The 15,016-nt window shown below is 36.4% G+C and carries 18 protein-coding genes; 3 read left to right on the top strand and 15 right to left on the bottom strand.

Annotated elements, in window-relative coordinates; genetic code table 11:
- Positions 1 to 89 precede the first annotated feature (89 nt).
- Positions 90 to 311, top strand: coding sequence for a DUF1128 domain-containing protein (locus tag ACTWQB_RS08750; protein WP_443138827.1), 222 nt, complete (start codon positions 90 to 92; stop codon positions 309 to 311).
- A 436-nt stretch (positions 312 to 747) separates the two neighbouring features.
- Here ACTWQB_RS08750 and rnc read toward each other — a convergent pair whose 3' ends face one another.
- From rnc to sdaAB, 9 genes are all read right to left on the bottom strand, one after another.
- Positions 748 to 1,422 (bottom strand): ribonuclease III, encoded by a 675-nt coding sequence (gene rnc / locus ACTWQB_RS08745; protein WP_443138803.1) that lies wholly within the window; start codon positions 1,420 to 1,422, stop codon positions 748 to 750.
- Between the two features lie 66 nt (positions 1,423 to 1,488).
- Entirely contained in the window at positions 1,489 to 1,722 is a 234-nt protein-coding gene (acpP, locus tag ACTWQB_RS08740) for an acyl carrier protein (RefSeq protein ID WP_443138802.1), read from the bottom strand.
- Between the two features lie 51 nt (positions 1,723 to 1,773).
- Complete coding sequence (fabG, locus tag ACTWQB_RS08735; RefSeq protein ID WP_443138801.1) at positions 1,774 to 2,514, bottom strand: 3-oxoacyl-[acyl-carrier-protein] reductase; 741 nt, start codon at positions 2,512 to 2,514, stop codon at positions 1,774 to 1,776.
- Position 2,515: 1 nt separating this feature from the next.
- Positions 2,516 to 3,460, bottom strand: a complete 945-nt coding sequence (gene fabD / locus ACTWQB_RS08730) for an ACP S-malonyltransferase (protein ID WP_443138800.1) — start codon at positions 3,458 to 3,460, stop codon at positions 2,516 to 2,518.
- Complete coding sequence (plsX, locus tag ACTWQB_RS08725; protein ID WP_443138826.1) at positions 3,460 to 4,464, bottom strand: phosphate acyltransferase PlsX; 1,005 nt, start codon at positions 4,462 to 4,464, stop codon at positions 3,460 to 3,462. The genes fabD and plsX overlap by 1 nt, the downstream gene beginning before the upstream one ends.
- 15 nt (positions 4,465 to 4,479) lie before the next feature.
- Positions 4,480 to 5,040: a transcription factor FapR gene (gene fapR / locus ACTWQB_RS08720; RefSeq protein ID WP_443138799.1), complete on the bottom strand. Its 561-nt coding sequence runs from the start codon at positions 5,038 to 5,040 to the stop codon at positions 4,480 to 4,482.
- Positions 5,041 to 5,112: 72 nt separating this feature from the next.
- The gene (gene recG, locus ACTWQB_RS08715) at positions 5,113 to 7,149 is read right to left on the bottom strand and encodes an ATP-dependent DNA helicase RecG (protein ID WP_443138825.1); all 2,037 of its coding nucleotides are present in this window, start codon (positions 7,147 to 7,149) and stop codon (positions 5,113 to 5,115) included.
- A gap of 21 nt (positions 7,150 to 7,170) precedes the next feature.
- Entirely contained in the window at positions 7,171 to 8,049 is an 879-nt protein-coding gene (gene sdaAA / locus ACTWQB_RS08710; protein ID WP_443138798.1) for an L-serine ammonia-lyase, iron-sulfur-dependent, subunit alpha, read from the bottom strand.
- Between the two features lie 15 nt (positions 8,050 to 8,064).
- Entirely contained in the window at positions 8,065 to 8,727 is a 663-nt protein-coding gene (gene sdaAB, locus ACTWQB_RS08705; RefSeq protein ID WP_443138797.1) for an L-serine ammonia-lyase, iron-sulfur-dependent subunit beta, read from the bottom strand.
- 157 nt (positions 8,728 to 8,884) lie between these two features.
- Here sdaAB and ACTWQB_RS08700 point away from each other — a divergent pair, with 157 nt between their 5' ends.
- On the top strand, positions 8,885 to 10,150 hold the full coding sequence (locus ACTWQB_RS08700; protein ID WP_443138796.1) for an NCS2 family permease: 1,266 nt from the start codon (positions 8,885 to 8,887) through the stop codon (positions 10,148 to 10,150).
- A gap of 80 nt (positions 10,151 to 10,230) precedes the next feature.
- Here the strand turns inward: ACTWQB_RS08700 and ACTWQB_RS08695 are convergent, their stop codons facing one another.
- The 4 genes from ACTWQB_RS08695 to ACTWQB_RS08680 form a co-directional block, all read right to left on the bottom strand.
- Complete coding sequence (locus tag ACTWQB_RS08695; protein ID WP_443138795.1) at positions 10,231 to 10,416, bottom strand: hypothetical protein; 186 nt, start codon at positions 10,414 to 10,416, stop codon at positions 10,231 to 10,233.
- A 47-nt stretch (positions 10,417 to 10,463) separates the two neighbouring features.
- Complete coding sequence (locus ACTWQB_RS08690) at positions 10,464 to 11,315, bottom strand: alpha/beta fold hydrolase (RefSeq protein ID WP_443138794.1); 852 nt, start codon at positions 11,313 to 11,315, stop codon at positions 10,464 to 10,466.
- Between the two features lie 428 nt (positions 11,316 to 11,743).
- The gene (locus ACTWQB_RS08685; protein ID WP_443138793.1) at positions 11,744 to 13,423 is read right to left on the bottom strand and encodes a DAK2 domain-containing protein; all 1,680 of its coding nucleotides are present in this window, start codon (positions 13,421 to 13,423) and stop codon (positions 11,744 to 11,746) included.
- Between the two features lie 33 nt (positions 13,424 to 13,456).
- A complete protein-coding gene (locus ACTWQB_RS08680) occupies positions 13,457 to 13,816 on the bottom strand; it encodes an Asp23/Gls24 family envelope stress response protein (protein WP_443138792.1) in 360 nt (119 codons plus the stop codon).
- 188 nt (positions 13,817 to 14,004) lie between these two features.
- Here ACTWQB_RS08680 and rpmB point away from each other — a divergent pair, with 188 nt between their 5' ends.
- Positions 14,005 to 14,193 (top strand): 50S ribosomal protein L28, encoded by a 189-nt coding sequence (rpmB, locus tag ACTWQB_RS08675; RefSeq protein WP_377327872.1) that lies wholly within the window; start codon positions 14,005 to 14,007, stop codon positions 14,191 to 14,193.
- A gap of 56 nt (positions 14,194 to 14,249) precedes the next feature.
- Here rpmB and spoVM read toward each other — a convergent pair whose 3' ends face one another.
- A complete protein-coding gene (gene spoVM, locus ACTWQB_RS08670; RefSeq protein ID WP_443138824.1) occupies positions 14,250 to 14,327 on the bottom strand; it encodes a stage V sporulation protein SpoVM in 78 nt (25 codons plus the stop codon).
- Between the two features lie 37 nt (positions 14,328 to 14,364).
- On the bottom strand, positions 14,365 to 15,003 hold the full coding sequence (locus ACTWQB_RS08665; RefSeq protein WP_443138791.1) for a thiamine diphosphokinase: 639 nt from the start codon (positions 15,001 to 15,003) through the stop codon (positions 14,365 to 14,367).
- Positions 15,004 to 15,016: the final 13 nt, after the last annotated feature.

The raw sequence follows: 15,016 nt of genomic DNA, 5'->3' as shown, positions 1-15,016 counted from the left end.
CAGTTCTAATCTTAACATCTGAACTTTTTTATTTTATCATAAAATCAGTGGCTGAAGAAGGTTGCGAATAAATCGAAGGAGTGAACGGAATGAATTTAAACGAAGCTACAGAAGAAAATTTGAAATATATCATTGATGATATGTCTAAACAATTGCAAGTATTAAACCCTACAATCATGAATCACGAAAACTTTAGCTTAGATGATTATGATGAAATTAAGCAATTACATGATATGGTTAAAAGTAAAAATCAGGTAAGTGTACCTGAGATTCATGCTATTATTGATGAATTAAAAAAGTTACGTAAATAAAAATAGATAATTATTATTTAAAGGCCATTTTATTATTGAGAATTAAAGGTTAATTTAAAAGTCAAAAATAGAATGTTGATGTTATGTTGAATAGTGATGAGCGAAGGTGGCGACTCCAGGTCGGCTAAAAGCGGCCACGTCCTGCGCCTACGATTACTCTGCGCAAACTTAGGCAAAGAAGTAATGCAAGTAACATTTGTGGCCAACGCCGACACTAGATCGTCCTGTTCGTCGCGGGAACAGCACGAACTGAAAATCCTTTTTGAGAAAATGAATTTTTTCTCAAAAATAGTTGAAGCCATGCCCGTGGAAAGCGTCCACCGAAAGCGAATCACTATATCAAACAAACTCAATCATTAATTAATAGGCTTTAAATTAAAATACTCCCTTTTAGTAACAGTTTTTAATGCTGTCTACCAAAAGGGAGTATTTATTTTTATAATTCATTCAATGCCTTTTCTGCAGCTTCTTGTTCTGCTTCTTTCTTAGTGCGGCCGGTACCTTGGCCTTTCATTTGTTCACCAACGAAAACATTGGCAACAAACTTTCTATTGTGTGCGGGACCAATTTCATCAACTATTTTATAATGGACCTGCTTTCCATCTTGTTGGACTAGCTCCTGTAGTTGAGTTTTATAATCCATCGCATGTGAAAAAGCACCTGGTTCGATTTTCGAATACATAAACTCCGTTAAGAATGAAATAACTTGATCAAATCCTTGATCTAAGTATATTGCACCGATTAAAGCTTCATAAGCATCAGCAAGTAGTGAAGGTCGTTCACGTCCGCCCGACTTTTCTTCACCTTTACCTAACAAAAGATATTCATTCAAATTTAGATCTTTAGCAAACCTTTCTAATGATGGTTCACATACTATATTGGCGCGAAATTTTGTTAATTCTCCTTCACTCATCTGCTTATACTCGCGATACAAATACTGAGAAACAGCTAGTTCAAGCACAGCGTCTCCTAAAAATTCTAAACGCTCATTGTCTTCAAGTTGTTGTTCTCGGTGCTCATTCACATACGATGTATGCATAAAGGCTTGTTTTAATAAATCTTCGTTATTAAATTGAATGTTGATATCGTTTTGTAATTGTTTGAAATCCATTTCTCTCACCCGTTTAAATAAGATGAGGATGGCTATAAATTTTAAAGCCACCCCCTATAAATTTTATTATTGGTTGCTGTTTATGTAATCAACAGCATCACCAACTGTTTGAATTTTTTCTGCATCTTCATCAGAAATTTCCATGTCGAACTCATCTTCTAATTCCATTACTAATTCAACAACATCTAATGAGTCCGCCTCTAAATCGTCTTTAAATGAAGCTTCTTTCGTAACTTTAGCTTCATCAACATCTAAACGTTCAACAATGATATCTTTTACTTTATCAAATACATCTGCCATTTATTTCACCTCCCTTCAAAAGGTTCTTACCACCTATTAAATTAGGTGTAATTACATGACCATACCACCATCAACATGAATTGTTTGACCAGTAATATAATCAGAATCCTCTGTTGCTAAAAAGCGTACCACTCTTGCTACATCTTCTGGCTCTCCTAGTCGGTTTAACGGGATCATGTCGTACATACCTTGTTTAGCTTCATCAGATAACGCATCTGTCATATCAGTCGTGATGAAACCAGGCGCAACTGCATTCACATTAATATGACGAGCAGCTAATTCTTTAGCAACTGACTTCGTCATACCAATAACTCCTGCTTTTGCAGCAACATAATTCGTTTGACCAGGGTTTCCTGAAACGCCAACGACTGAAGCGACATTAACAATTTTACCACCACGTTGCTTCATCATTGGGCGTGTGACAGCTTTAATGCAGTTAAAAACACCTTTCAAGTTCGTGTCAATGACATCATCGAACTCTTCTTCTTTCATTCTCATTAGTAAGTTATCACGAGTAATTCCTGCGTTATTTACGAGAATATCAATAGACCCAAAATGATCAGTTGTTGTCTTTACCATTTCTTTGACATCACTTGCATCTGCCACATTAGCCTGAACAGCAATGGCATCTTGTCCCATGCCTTTAATCTCTTGGACAACTGATTCTGCACGTTCTGTACTTCCAGCATAGTTCACGACAACATTAGCACCTTTACTCGCTAATTCAAGCGCAATCGCTCTACCGATTCCACGTGAAGCTCCTGTCACTAAAGCCACTTTCCCGTCTAACATATTATTCTTCCTCCTTTAACCAACTTTTAAAACTTTCAAGAGCTTCAACTTCATTAATTGTAAAGATTTTAGCTCTTCTATGAACTTTCTTGACTAAACCAGATAAGACTTTTCCGTTTCCTATTTCAACAAATGCATCAACATTTTCTTTTAGTATGTTCTCAATCGTTTGTGTGAATTGAACTGGTGAATAAAGTTGTTCTACTAATAGCTTTTCAATTTCGTTTGAATGTTGCACAGCTTCGGCTGTTACATTAGCGTAAACAGGAATGTCAGCATCATTTATCTTCACATGTCCTAATTCATTCTTGAAATCTTCACTAGCTGGTTTCATTAAATCGGAGTGGAAAGGACCACTTACGTTCAATGGTAAGACCCTCTTTGCACCACGTTCTTTTAGGATTTCAGATGCTTGTTCAACTCCGGCAACAGTTCCAGAAATCACAATTTGGCCAGGACAATTATAATTTGCAACGTTAACTGTTTCACCTTGATTAGATACGTCTTGTGTAACCTCCTCGATTACGTCTGCATCTACACCTAAGACAGCTGCCATCGTACCTTGCCCAGTTGGTACAGCTTTTTCCATGTATTTTCCTCTTTTATGTACGAGTTGAATGGCATCTTCAAAGGATAATGCTCCAGCAGCATATAATGCACTATATTCTCCCAGGCTATGACCGGCTACCATAGCAGGCTTAATACCCTCTTCTTTCAAAATATCAAATATAGCTGCACTATTTAGAAGTAAAGCAGGTTGAGCATTCTCTGTCTTAGTCAGTTCATCGCTAGGACCATCTAACATAAGGTCAGTTAACTTATAACCTAGAACTTCATTTGCTTGATGATATAATTTTTTTACAGAATCAAATGAATTATAAAAGTCTTGTCCCATCCCTACACTTTGAGAGCCTTGACCAGGGAATAAAAAAGCTACTTTTTTCATTAGGACCCCTCCCGTTCTTGTAATGCTCTAACTTCTTTGCCGATTAAATCTACAACATCGGCTTCTACTAAATGATATGTCTGTTTAATAGCATTAAATACTGCTCTTTCATTCGAAGAACCATGCGCTTTAATAACTGGTGCAGCTAATCCAAACAGGCCTGCACCACCATATTCTGAATAGTCTAGTTGATCTTTAATATCTTTTAAATCTGATTTAACTAGTGCTGCTGCTAGTTTTGTCTTTGTATTTTTCATGAATGTATCTTTAATCATTGAAAATAGGTTCATTGCTGTACCTTCAATAGATTTAAGCGCAATATTTCCGGAAAATCCATCGGTAACAACAACGTCTGCTACTCCATCTAACAAATCACGCGCTTCTACATTTCCAATAAAATTAACTGGTGCTTGTTGGAGCAATTGAAAGGTTTCTTTAACTAATTCAGACCCTTTTTGATCTTCTGTTCCTACGTTCAGTAAACCAACTCTTGGATTATTTACCCCTCTTACATTTTCAACATAAATTGAACCCATAATCGCATATTGTAATAAATGATTGGGTTTTGCTTCTACGTTAGCACCTACATCTAACAATAAGAAGCCACTACCATCAATGGTCGGTAACGTTGGACTTAGTGCTGGTCGATCAATCCCTTTTATACGACCTACCTTAAATAATCCTGTACTCATGAGAGCTCCAGTATTTCCTGCAGATATACACGCATCCGCTTCTTGATTTTTAACGGCTTCTGCCATTAAAACCATTGAAGCATTTTTCTTTTTTCTAACAACACGAGCAGGTTCATCGGTATTTTCAACTTTTTCAGTTGTATGGTGAATTTGAATACGAGAATGTTTAGAACTTAAAAATTGTTTAATCTGTTCCTCATCACCATATAGTGTAATTTCTAAATCTGAATAATGTTCAACTGCCATTAAAGCCCCTTTAACTGGCGCTTCAGGGGCATTGTCTCCACCCATCGCATCAATTGCAATTCTCATCATTTCGAACCCCTTTTACTTTTCAGTACTTCGATACATATAGAAGGTACCTTCAAACACTACTTCATCTTGAACATAACTTCTTACGTCTACTATAGTTCTTTTCTGATCACGACCAGTAACGGAAGCTTTAGCAACCACACGCTCCCCTACTTTTACCGGCCTTGTAAAACTTATTTCTGCATTAGCTGTTAAAGCTAGTTCGTCATTAATTACAGCTACAGCTAAAGAGTTAGCTTGCGCAAATAAATGATGCCCTCTAGCAATTTGGTTCCTAGAGAATACATGTTCTTCTTTAATATCTAAGATTGAGATTGCAAGGTTGTCTAATTCCAGGTTAACAATCTCACCAATTACTTCATCAATTGGTAAGGCTTTAACCGTCTCATTCCAGTTTTTATTGGCAACATGTTTGATTCGTTCACGTAATTCCGGAATAGATAATTCTAAACGATCGAGCCGAATGGTTTGGATACTAACTTCAAACTTTTTCGCTAATTCTTCATCCGTAATAAAAGGCGTTTCTTCTATCATCTCAACTAGTTTTTCTTGTCGTTCTTTCTTCTTATATTTCATATTTTACACCGCCCACTATTATGACTAGGTCCTAATAGTAATATATAATACCTTTAGACTTCTTGCAATCCTTTAATCAAAAATTCGTTCTTGAATTTTAGGATCTGACTCAATTAAGACTTTCAATTGTTTATATTCTGGGTCATTTTCAAGTAAATTATGTTTCAACACATCAACAGCATCACGTCTTGCAACTTCTAAGGCTCTATAGTCTTCAACAAGGTCTGCGACTTTAAATTCCGGTAGACCACTTTGTTTTTTACCGAAAAAGTCCCCGGGTCCTCTAATTTGAAGGTCATGCTCTGATAATGTAAACCCATCAGTTGTTTCCGTCATTACTCTCATACGTTCCTTACCAGTATCACCTTTAGGGTCAGCTAATAAGATACAATAACTTTGGTGATAACCACGACCAACACGTCCTCTTAATTGGTGTAATTGTGCTAACCCAAACCGTTCAGCATCATATATAACCATTAATGTTGCGTTAGGTACATTAACACCTACTTCAACAACTGTTGTTGATACTAGAACTTGGGTTTCATTTTCAGCAAAACTTCTCATCACTTCATCTTTTTCATGAGCATTCAAACGTCCGTGCATCAGCCCTACATTTATATGGTTAGGAAGCTCTTCTTGAAGTTCTTCATATACATCCACTGCGTTTTGAATATCAAGTTGATCCGACTCTTCGATTAGCGGACAAATAACATAAGCTTGATGCCCATTATTCACTTCGCTGACCATGAATTGGCGCACTCTGTCCATCATATTTTCTTTTACCCAATAAGTCTCTATTGGTTGTCGACCTTTTGGCAGCTCATCAATGACAGAAACATCCATATCACCAAAAGTCGTGATTGATAACGTTCTAGGAATTGGAGTTGCTGTCATAAATAATACATCCGGGTGTAGACCTTTATCTCTTAATGTTTTACGTTGCGCGACTCCAAATCGATGTTGTTCGTCAACAATAACTAAGCCTAAATCTTTAAATAACGTATCATCTTGTATTAATGCATGTGTCCCAACTACAATATCAACGTCACCATTATTAATACTTTCTAACCGTTCTCGACGCTTTTTTCCTTTGACTGATCCAGTTAATAGCTCAACATTGAGAAGGTCACCAAAAAGTTCCTTCAAAGATTCTTCGTGTTGTTCGGCAAGAATTTCTGTTGGAACCATTAGAGCACCCTGTTGTCCACTTAAATATGTAGCATACAACGCAACTGCAGCAACAATTGTTTTACCAGAACCAACATCCCCCTGCAGCAATCGGTTCATACGATAGGGTTGCTTTAAATCATTTAGAATTTCCTCTAATACTCTATTTTGGCTGTTAGTTAAAGTAAAACCTAAAGATCTAATAAACTGTTCTACTAATTGTTTATCGTAAACTTTAGATGAACCTTTTGATTTTGCTCGGTTATGTGATTTAATCCATTGCATTTTCAGTTGAAAAATAAACAACTCTTCAAAAATAAATCGCCTTTTGGCATGCTTTAAAGCAGTTTTTGAAGAAGGCTGGTGTAGTTCTTTGATTGCTTGTCTTCTAGAAGGTAGTTTATATTCGATTAAATATTTCTCTGGAAGCATTTCTTCAACTTCTTCTAAAGATGACTTCAAAGCATAAGACACTAATTTCTTTATTTGTTTAGTCGTTAAATTACCTTTCGAGTGATAGATCGGTTGAATTGTTTGATCTTCATTAAAAGATTTAGGTTGTAGTTGTTGAACAGTAATCTGAAGTCGATGCATATCCCACTTTCCTGTTACTGTAATTGTTTCACCTTTTTTAATACGATCTTTTAGAAATGCTTGATTAAAAAACACTGCTTTAATAGCAACAACACCGACTTGAAGTGTACAGGTTAACCGTGATTTCTTTCTTCCAAAATAACTAACATTAGGTTCTGATACGACTTGGCCTTGAATCGTCGCTGTTTCGTCATGTTGTATTTCATTAATCGGTTTTAATTCAAAAAAATCATAACGAAAAGGAAAGTGGAAGAGTAAATCTCCCACTTTCGTAATGTCTAATAATTCGAGTTGTTCTTTTGTTTTATCACCGACACTCGGTATAACGTCGACCGGATCATGAAACAACTTAATCACTCTTTCTCTTTTCTATTCAGCAGCAGAACCGAAAATTTTAGCTGCTAAAGCTTTACCTGTAGGTGTTGCAGCTAAACCACCTTCTGCTGTTTCTTTTAATGTAGAAGACATTTTCTGTCCAATTTGGTACATAGCTCCTATGACTTCATCACAAGGTATACGACTTGTTACCCCTGCTAGTGCAAGGTCAGCAGACACAATTGCTTGAGATGAACCCATTGCATTACGTTTAACGCACGGTACTTCAACTAAGCCTGCTACTGGATCACAGACTAGTCCAAGCATATTCTTAAGTGTAATGGCCATAGCTTCAGCCGATTGTTGTGGCGTTCCACCAGCCATTTCTACCGCCGCTGCACTCGCCATACCTGCTGCAGAACCAACCTCGGCCTGACAACCACCTGCAGCACCTGAAATAGACGCGTTATTAGCGATTACTTGCCCGAAAGCACCAGCTGTGAATAAAAACCTAACCATTTCTTCACGCGTTGGATTTAACCGATTTTTTATCCCAAACAACACTCCTGGAACACAACCAGCACTTCCAGCCGTTGGTGTTGCACAAATTGTGCCCATAGCAGCGTTAACTTCATTAGTTGATACTGCCTTAGCTACGACATCTAATAACAATTCTCCTGAAAGCGGTTGCTTTTCTTCGCGATATTTATTAATGAGTACCGCGTCACCACCTGTTAAACCAGAAGTTGATTTTACACCTTTAAGCCCGTCTTCTACAGCTTTTTCCATAACATCTAAATTGCGTTCCATCTCTGAGAATATGTCTTCTCTAGTTTTACCACTTTCTTCGATTTCTTGAAGAATCATAACTTCTGAAATCGGAATATTCTTTTCTTCTGTTATTTGTAATAGTTCACTTACGCTTCTAAACATTTCTGTCACTCCCCTCTAGTCAGCGATCGTTACAACTTTCAAGATGTGATCACAAGTTTTAAGTTCACTCATCATCTCATCAGGGATTGGTTGATCAGTCTCAATAACCATCATGGCATCTTTACCTTGCTCTTTTCGCACGACTTCCATGTGACCAATATTAATCTCTTTTTCTGCTAAAACTTTTGTTACCGATGCAATGGCTCCATAACGATCATTATGCATTACCAATATCGCAGGAGACCCACCTGATAACCTTAATTCAAATCCGTTTAATTCAGTGATTTCAGCTTTACCGCCACCTATAGAAATACCGACTAATTCAAAATCACCGTCGTCATCTCCTATTTTGATACGGGCTGTATTCGGATGGTCTGATGAGCCTTCCTCTTCTATAAACTCAACCTCCATCCCCGCTTCTTCAGCGAAACGGAATGCATCTTTAATTCTATCGTCAAATGTATCGTAATTTAATAATCCACCAATAATCGCTACATCCGTACCGTGTCCTTTATACGTTTTAGCAAAAGAACCGTACAAATAAATCTTAGCCCAATTCGGTTGTCGTCCAAATAATTGACGTGCCATCTTTCCAATCCTAGCTGCACCAGCTGTATGTGAGCTAGACGGACCAATCATAACTGGACCAATAATATCAAACACTGATCTGTATTTCATGAAATACACCACCTTAATATCTTTCTAGTTCTATTCTAAATGGAAATAGAATAAAAGCCAACCAGTTATTTGAAAGTAACACCTATTTATCGTTATAATACGTTTTGGGTAAACTACCTGGGTGGGTGAGGGCTAACAACATAAAGAAGGAGTTTAAATGAAACAACTTAATAATCAACAGTTGCCTACTGAGGTAATCGCTGGCATTATCGGCTATTTAACGACAGTTTACATCGTAGCTGTTAATAGCTCGATCCTATCAGAAGCAGGTATAGGAAGAGAGCAAGCGATGATTGCCACAATTTTAGCTAGTTTTATCGGAAGTATTTTAGTCGGACTCTGGGCTAAAGTTCCGGTTGTCATTATCCCAGGCATGGGTGTGAACGTTTTATTTACGTTTTCAATTGTCCAACAATATGATTTCACCTATGCAGAGGGGTTAGGCATTGTAGTCGTTTCCAGCTTAATATTCTTAATCACGGCTATTACACCTTTAGGAGATCTTTTTAAACAAGCCGTACCAGATTCACTTAAACACGGAATCACTATAGGGTTAGGTCTGTTCTTAGTACTAATAGGACTAGAAAATGGTGGCCTTATCGTAAGTGGTGACTATTCCATTATCACACTAGGAGACTTTTCTTCACCAACCGTGATTGTGAGCCTATTATCTTTAACCGTGGGAATATTATTATTCGTTAAGAATGTTCCAGCAAATTTTTTAATTACAATGATTATTGGTTCATGGTTCGCCTCAATTTTTGGGGTATTGGACACGAAGAAAGGTGAAAGCTTAAGTGTAAGTGGGATTTCCGATTTATTTATCATGCCTGAATTTGGGCATATCGGTGAACTAGCTTTTTGGATAGCGGTTCTTCCTTTATCAATCGTATTAATTTTTGAAAGTATGGGATTAATACACGGCCAGCTAAACATGCTAAACCGCCCTGATGCATTCCAACGCACTAATCGCAGTAGTGCACTTTCAGCACTATTAAGTGGTTTTTTCGGAACATCTCCGACAATTCCAGCAGCTGAGACAGCGGCAGTTATTGCTTCTAAAGCTCGCACAGGAATCGCAAGCATTGTGACAGGAATCTTGTTTTTACTAACATTTTTCTTCATACCTTATATATCAATGATTCCATCTAGTGCCATCAGTCCAATATTAATTATAGTTGGTGTTCTTATGATGCAGAACATTAAATATATTAAAATTGACGACCTGACTGAAGCATTTCCGACGTTTTTAATTATGTTTATGATCCCATTCACTTATAGCATTGCTGATGGTATGGCGTTCGGTTTCATTGCTTATCCGATAATAAAACTTGTCACTAGACAGAAGGATCAGCTATCACCAATACTCATAATTATTTCAAGTTTATTCTTAATTGAATTCTTTATAAAAGCATTACTATAGATACGTTCCTTAACCCGAATGACGGCTTAATAACTTACCGTTTATTCGGGTTAGTTTTTTAATTTACTATAGAAAGCAAATCAAAAAGTGTCAAAAATGTTTCTTGTTATTCCCCTAAATAACCAAAATATCATTCTTAAGGGTAAAAGAATAACCTCCGGCAACCATAAAATGATATCCAAAATAAAATCTAAAAATGTATATTGCTCACGGCCTTTTTTGTGTTTCCTACTCTTCTTTTTCTTTCTTTCCCACCAATCTTTCACAATTCGCCACTCCCAACTATGTAAAAATTTACCTAAAATCGACTTTTTTATAACAAGTTTTTATCCTCATGCCTAATAAAATAAATAACTTCTTTTGAAAATTCATCTATATTTTCAATGTAAGGATGGTGACTTGTTTTCAAAACTTTGGTGATAGACTGATTAAACTGAAAATTATCGTGATGGCTTGGCCCGACAGAATGGTCAAACTCTCCACCTATAATAAATGTCGGTTGTTCAATCGTTTTTGTTAGAGGTGTGAAGTCTTGGAAATATTCTTCTGATGAGAATACTTCCTGTTGAAAGTTTGGATCAGTACTAAATTCTTCATCTATGATATTCATATGTATTTTGTTTTCTATGTTAATAAATTGCAATTGGTCAAACAACTTGTTTTCAATCATATCATTAACAACGTCAAAGTAAGCGTTAAGCAAGTCTTCAAGATTCTTAGAGTTAAATTCAACGTTCTTTCGACCTAACAGTTTATAAGATTGATTAATTTGATGTTCAAAAGACTTTTTCATATGTAAGGTCACATTAGACAGTATTAACGATTTAGTATGTAAAGGATATTGTTTAGCATAATTAACAGCAATGATGCCACCAAAAGAATGAGCCAAAACAATCCATTGTTCAATGCCTAAATGTCTTCTTAACTCTTCAAAGTCATTGATAAGTCTATTTAGTGAATAATCTTGGTTTGTACAAGCCCCTGATCGCCCACATCCTCGTTGGTCAACATAAATCATTTTTAATTCATTTTCTAATGAATTTTCGACATAATGTTGGAAAGATTTACTCCAATATCCTGGACCACCATGCATAAAAACACAGGGAATCCCGTGACCACTTACTTCATAGTAAATCGATTCCCCATCACTCGTATTAAACTTCATACTTATACCACCTGTTAATATTTGTTTTTCATTTTACCATATAATTAGAAAAATTTAGAAATCATTTTTGGCTGTGGCGGCCGGATTTTACTTCTATTATAAGAAAACTAAAGTGATTAAGCTTAATGCCTTTGGATTTAAACGATAGGATCGTTTTATATAGGTTAAATTTTTCTAGAGAAATCCAGGTAGGCCTGACACTCCTACGGGAGAAGCGAGCCAGGCGAGACCCAACAGAAAACGTTAGTGGAGTTCGAGGAGGCTCGCGGATCGCCCGTGGAAAGGGAAGGCCTAACTGGAAGGTTATCCTCAAAGACTTATAGTTAATTATCAGAAAATATTCCCCCAACAAATATTATAGAGATCACAAAAAAACTCAGTTTAAGGAGATCACCTCAAACTGAGCTTGTTATGTTATTAGATATATATTATTCCACTGAAAAAATGAATGAGTAAATTGGTTGTTTTCCTTCTACAACTTCAATTTCAATATCTTCAAAGTTTTCTTCGATGTATTGTTCAATTTGATCAACTTCTTCACTCGTACCGTCTTCACCTTGAAGAATCGTTACGATTTCATCTTCTTCATCGTCAATCATTTGTTGTAGCAAGTCATAGATTGTTTTCATTTTATCTGTATGAACAGATTCAATGCTTCCATCTAAGATGCCCATGAAGTTTCCTTCTTCAATAGTTTTCCCATCGATTTGTGTATCACGAACGGCATACGTAATTTGACCAGTTTTAACGAATTGTAATGCCTCAGACATTGCTTCATGATTTTCGTCTAAACTAGCCTCTGGATTATAAGATAACATAGCAGTCATACCTTGAGGTACTGTTTTAGTTGGAACTACTTTTACTTCACAATCAACTAACTCTTCTGCCTGCTCCGCCGCCATAATAATGTTCTTATTATTTGGAAGTACTAAAACGTAATCCGCATTAGCTTGGTTAATCGCCTCAACGATGTCTTGAGTACTTGGATTCATGGTTTGTCCGCCTTCAATGACAATATTTGCATTCAGGCTTTCAAACATTGTTTTAATTCCTTCACCCATCGCAACGGTTACAACTGCCATTTTAGAACGTACTTGATCTTGTGCAGGTGCTTGAGCTGCACTAGGTTTTGAGTCATCTACAATAGCAGAATGCTGTTCACGCATATTTTCAATTTTAATATTAATTAAGCTTCCGTAGCGTTGACCAATGGACATTACCTCACCCGGATACTCAGCGTGAATATGAACTTTAACTACTTCATCGTCTGCAACGACTAATAATGAATCACCATGTTCACTAAGCTCTTCGCGATACTGCTGTTCATCAAATGGATTTTTAGTCAGTTTCTCTTCTTCAAATTTAACCATGAATTCAGTGCAATATCCGAATTCAATTTCTTCTGTGTTCATAAAATCTTGGTGCATTTTATGGTGTTCAGCGTTCACCATTTCATCAATTGAAGGCTGTGATGAATTAGCAGGTAATTCTTCACCTTTTAAAGAAGCAATAAAGCCTTCATATACTGTTACTAAACCTTGTCCACCACTATCAACAACGCCTACCTCTTTTAATACAGGTAATAATTCAGGTGTGCGTTCAAGTGATTGCTTAGCTTCTTCTAAAACCGCTTCAAACCACTCAACCACCGTTTCAGATGTTTTGGCTGCTTCAGTACCTACTTTTGCCGCATCTTTAGCAACTGTTAATACCGTTCCCTCTACTGGTTTCATAACAGCCTTATATGCTGTATCTACACCAGATTGTAATGCATCTGCTAAATCATCCAGCTCTAAAGATTCCTTGTCCTGTACACTTTTAGAAAAACCTCTAAATAACTGGGATAATATAACGCCAGAGTTTCCTCTTGCACCCATTAATAATCCTTTAGCAAATGAATTGGCAACTTCCCCTATGTGATTAGAAGTAACCTTCTCGACTTCTTTCGCACCAGAAGTCATCGTTAAATTCATATTAGTACCTGTATCACCATCAGGTACTGGAAAAACATTCAAAGAATCAATCATATTTGCCTGATTAGACAAATGATGCGCACCAAGTAAGATCATTTGCGCAAACTGTTCACCATTTAGCGTTCGATTAGACACTCTCTTTTTCCTCCTTCAACAAGCGATGTTCACCTAAGAAGTAACTCGCACTCCATGGATATAAATATTGACGGTGTTAACATCTAAACCAATCATTTTCTTTAGTGAATACTTTACTTGATTTTGTACGTTATGTGCCACTTCTGACACTTTTGTTCCATATCCCACTATAATGTACATATCAATATCGATATTGCCCTCTTCGTTTCTTACGACAACACCTTTAGAGAAGTTTTCTTTACCTAGTATTTCAGATAAGCCATCTTTTAACTGTTTGCGTGATGCCATACCTACAATACCATAACATTCAACGGCGGCACCACCCGCAATTGTCGTAATGACTTCTTTTGAGATCGAAACCGTTCCATATTCATTACGTACTTCAATCGACATATCCATCCTCCTCGGTTCATGACTACGGTTATTTTACTATAAGGATAATAAAATGAAAAGGTATACAGCCCTGTCAAGTTAAAAAACTTGATAAGATTTACAACAATTATTGAAAACATTGAATCCATATGGTAAATTAGTTAAGTAAAGATTATAGAGATTTGTTTGAATGCTAGGAGGGAATTATAGTGGCACGTAAATGTCAAGTAACTGGTCGTAAAACTAGAACTGGTAACCACCGTTCTCACGCTATGAACGCTTCAAAACGTAAATGGAAATCTAACGTCCAAAAAGTACGCATTATGGTTGACGGTAAGCCTAAAAAAGTTTACGTATCAGCTCGCGCACTTAAATCTGGTAAAGTTGAACGCGTTTAATTAATTAAAATGATATATACAAAAAAGCTACCTGAGTTAATCAGGTAGCTTTTTTGTTATTTTTTAAAAAGACTCATAATGCCGCGGACTAGGCCACCTATAAATCTAGGAAGCTTCACAGTATAAAATCTCATCTTCCCCCTCCTATACTACACTTACGATGTTAAAAGATTAATCACGACTCTTTATAACTAATAATATGCCTGAGGTAAAAAAATAAGTACCTTTTTTTTCTGACCATTCATTCGAAATGGTTAAAGATGAGCCTTGAACAATAGTTGTATCAACTAGAGGATAACGGAAGCCAGATAGATTTAAGTTTGTCACTTTACTAGAAAACGGTAAAAATGAAACAAATGGGAAAGATGAATCTTTCATGATACTGTAAGTCCCCGGCAATTTTAAGGTCATTTCATTTTGGTTATTAATTAACCAAGCATCAATGTTATGATCAGCAAACATCTTCATCAACTGGACATTCATCCAAGCATGATCTAATCTGCCACCTGTAGCTCCGAATACAAGAACTTGTTCAGGTGACAGGTTAATTGCTTCTATAAAAGCTAATTCCAAATCAGTTTCATCTTTTATAGAAGAAAATTCTTTATTAGATTGAGCACAGGCTTTTATATGTTCAACCAAGTCTTCATCTAGTGAATCAAAATCTCCCATCACTAAGTTTGCTTGAATTCCTGAATCATATAAAATTTTTGATCCTTCATCTACACCAATCCAATAATTAATGTCTGTATATTGATTTAAGTCTGGTATTTCATCTGTTGGTCCTGCCGCTACTATTCCAATTTTCATCGACATACCATCA

It is taken from the genome of Piscibacillus sp. B03, from assembly GCF_052246295.1.
Taxonomy (GTDB): Bacteria; Bacillota; Bacilli; order Bacillales; family Alkalibacillaceae; genus Piscibacillus.
This window is presented reverse-complemented; position numbering and strand designations above follow the sequence as displayed.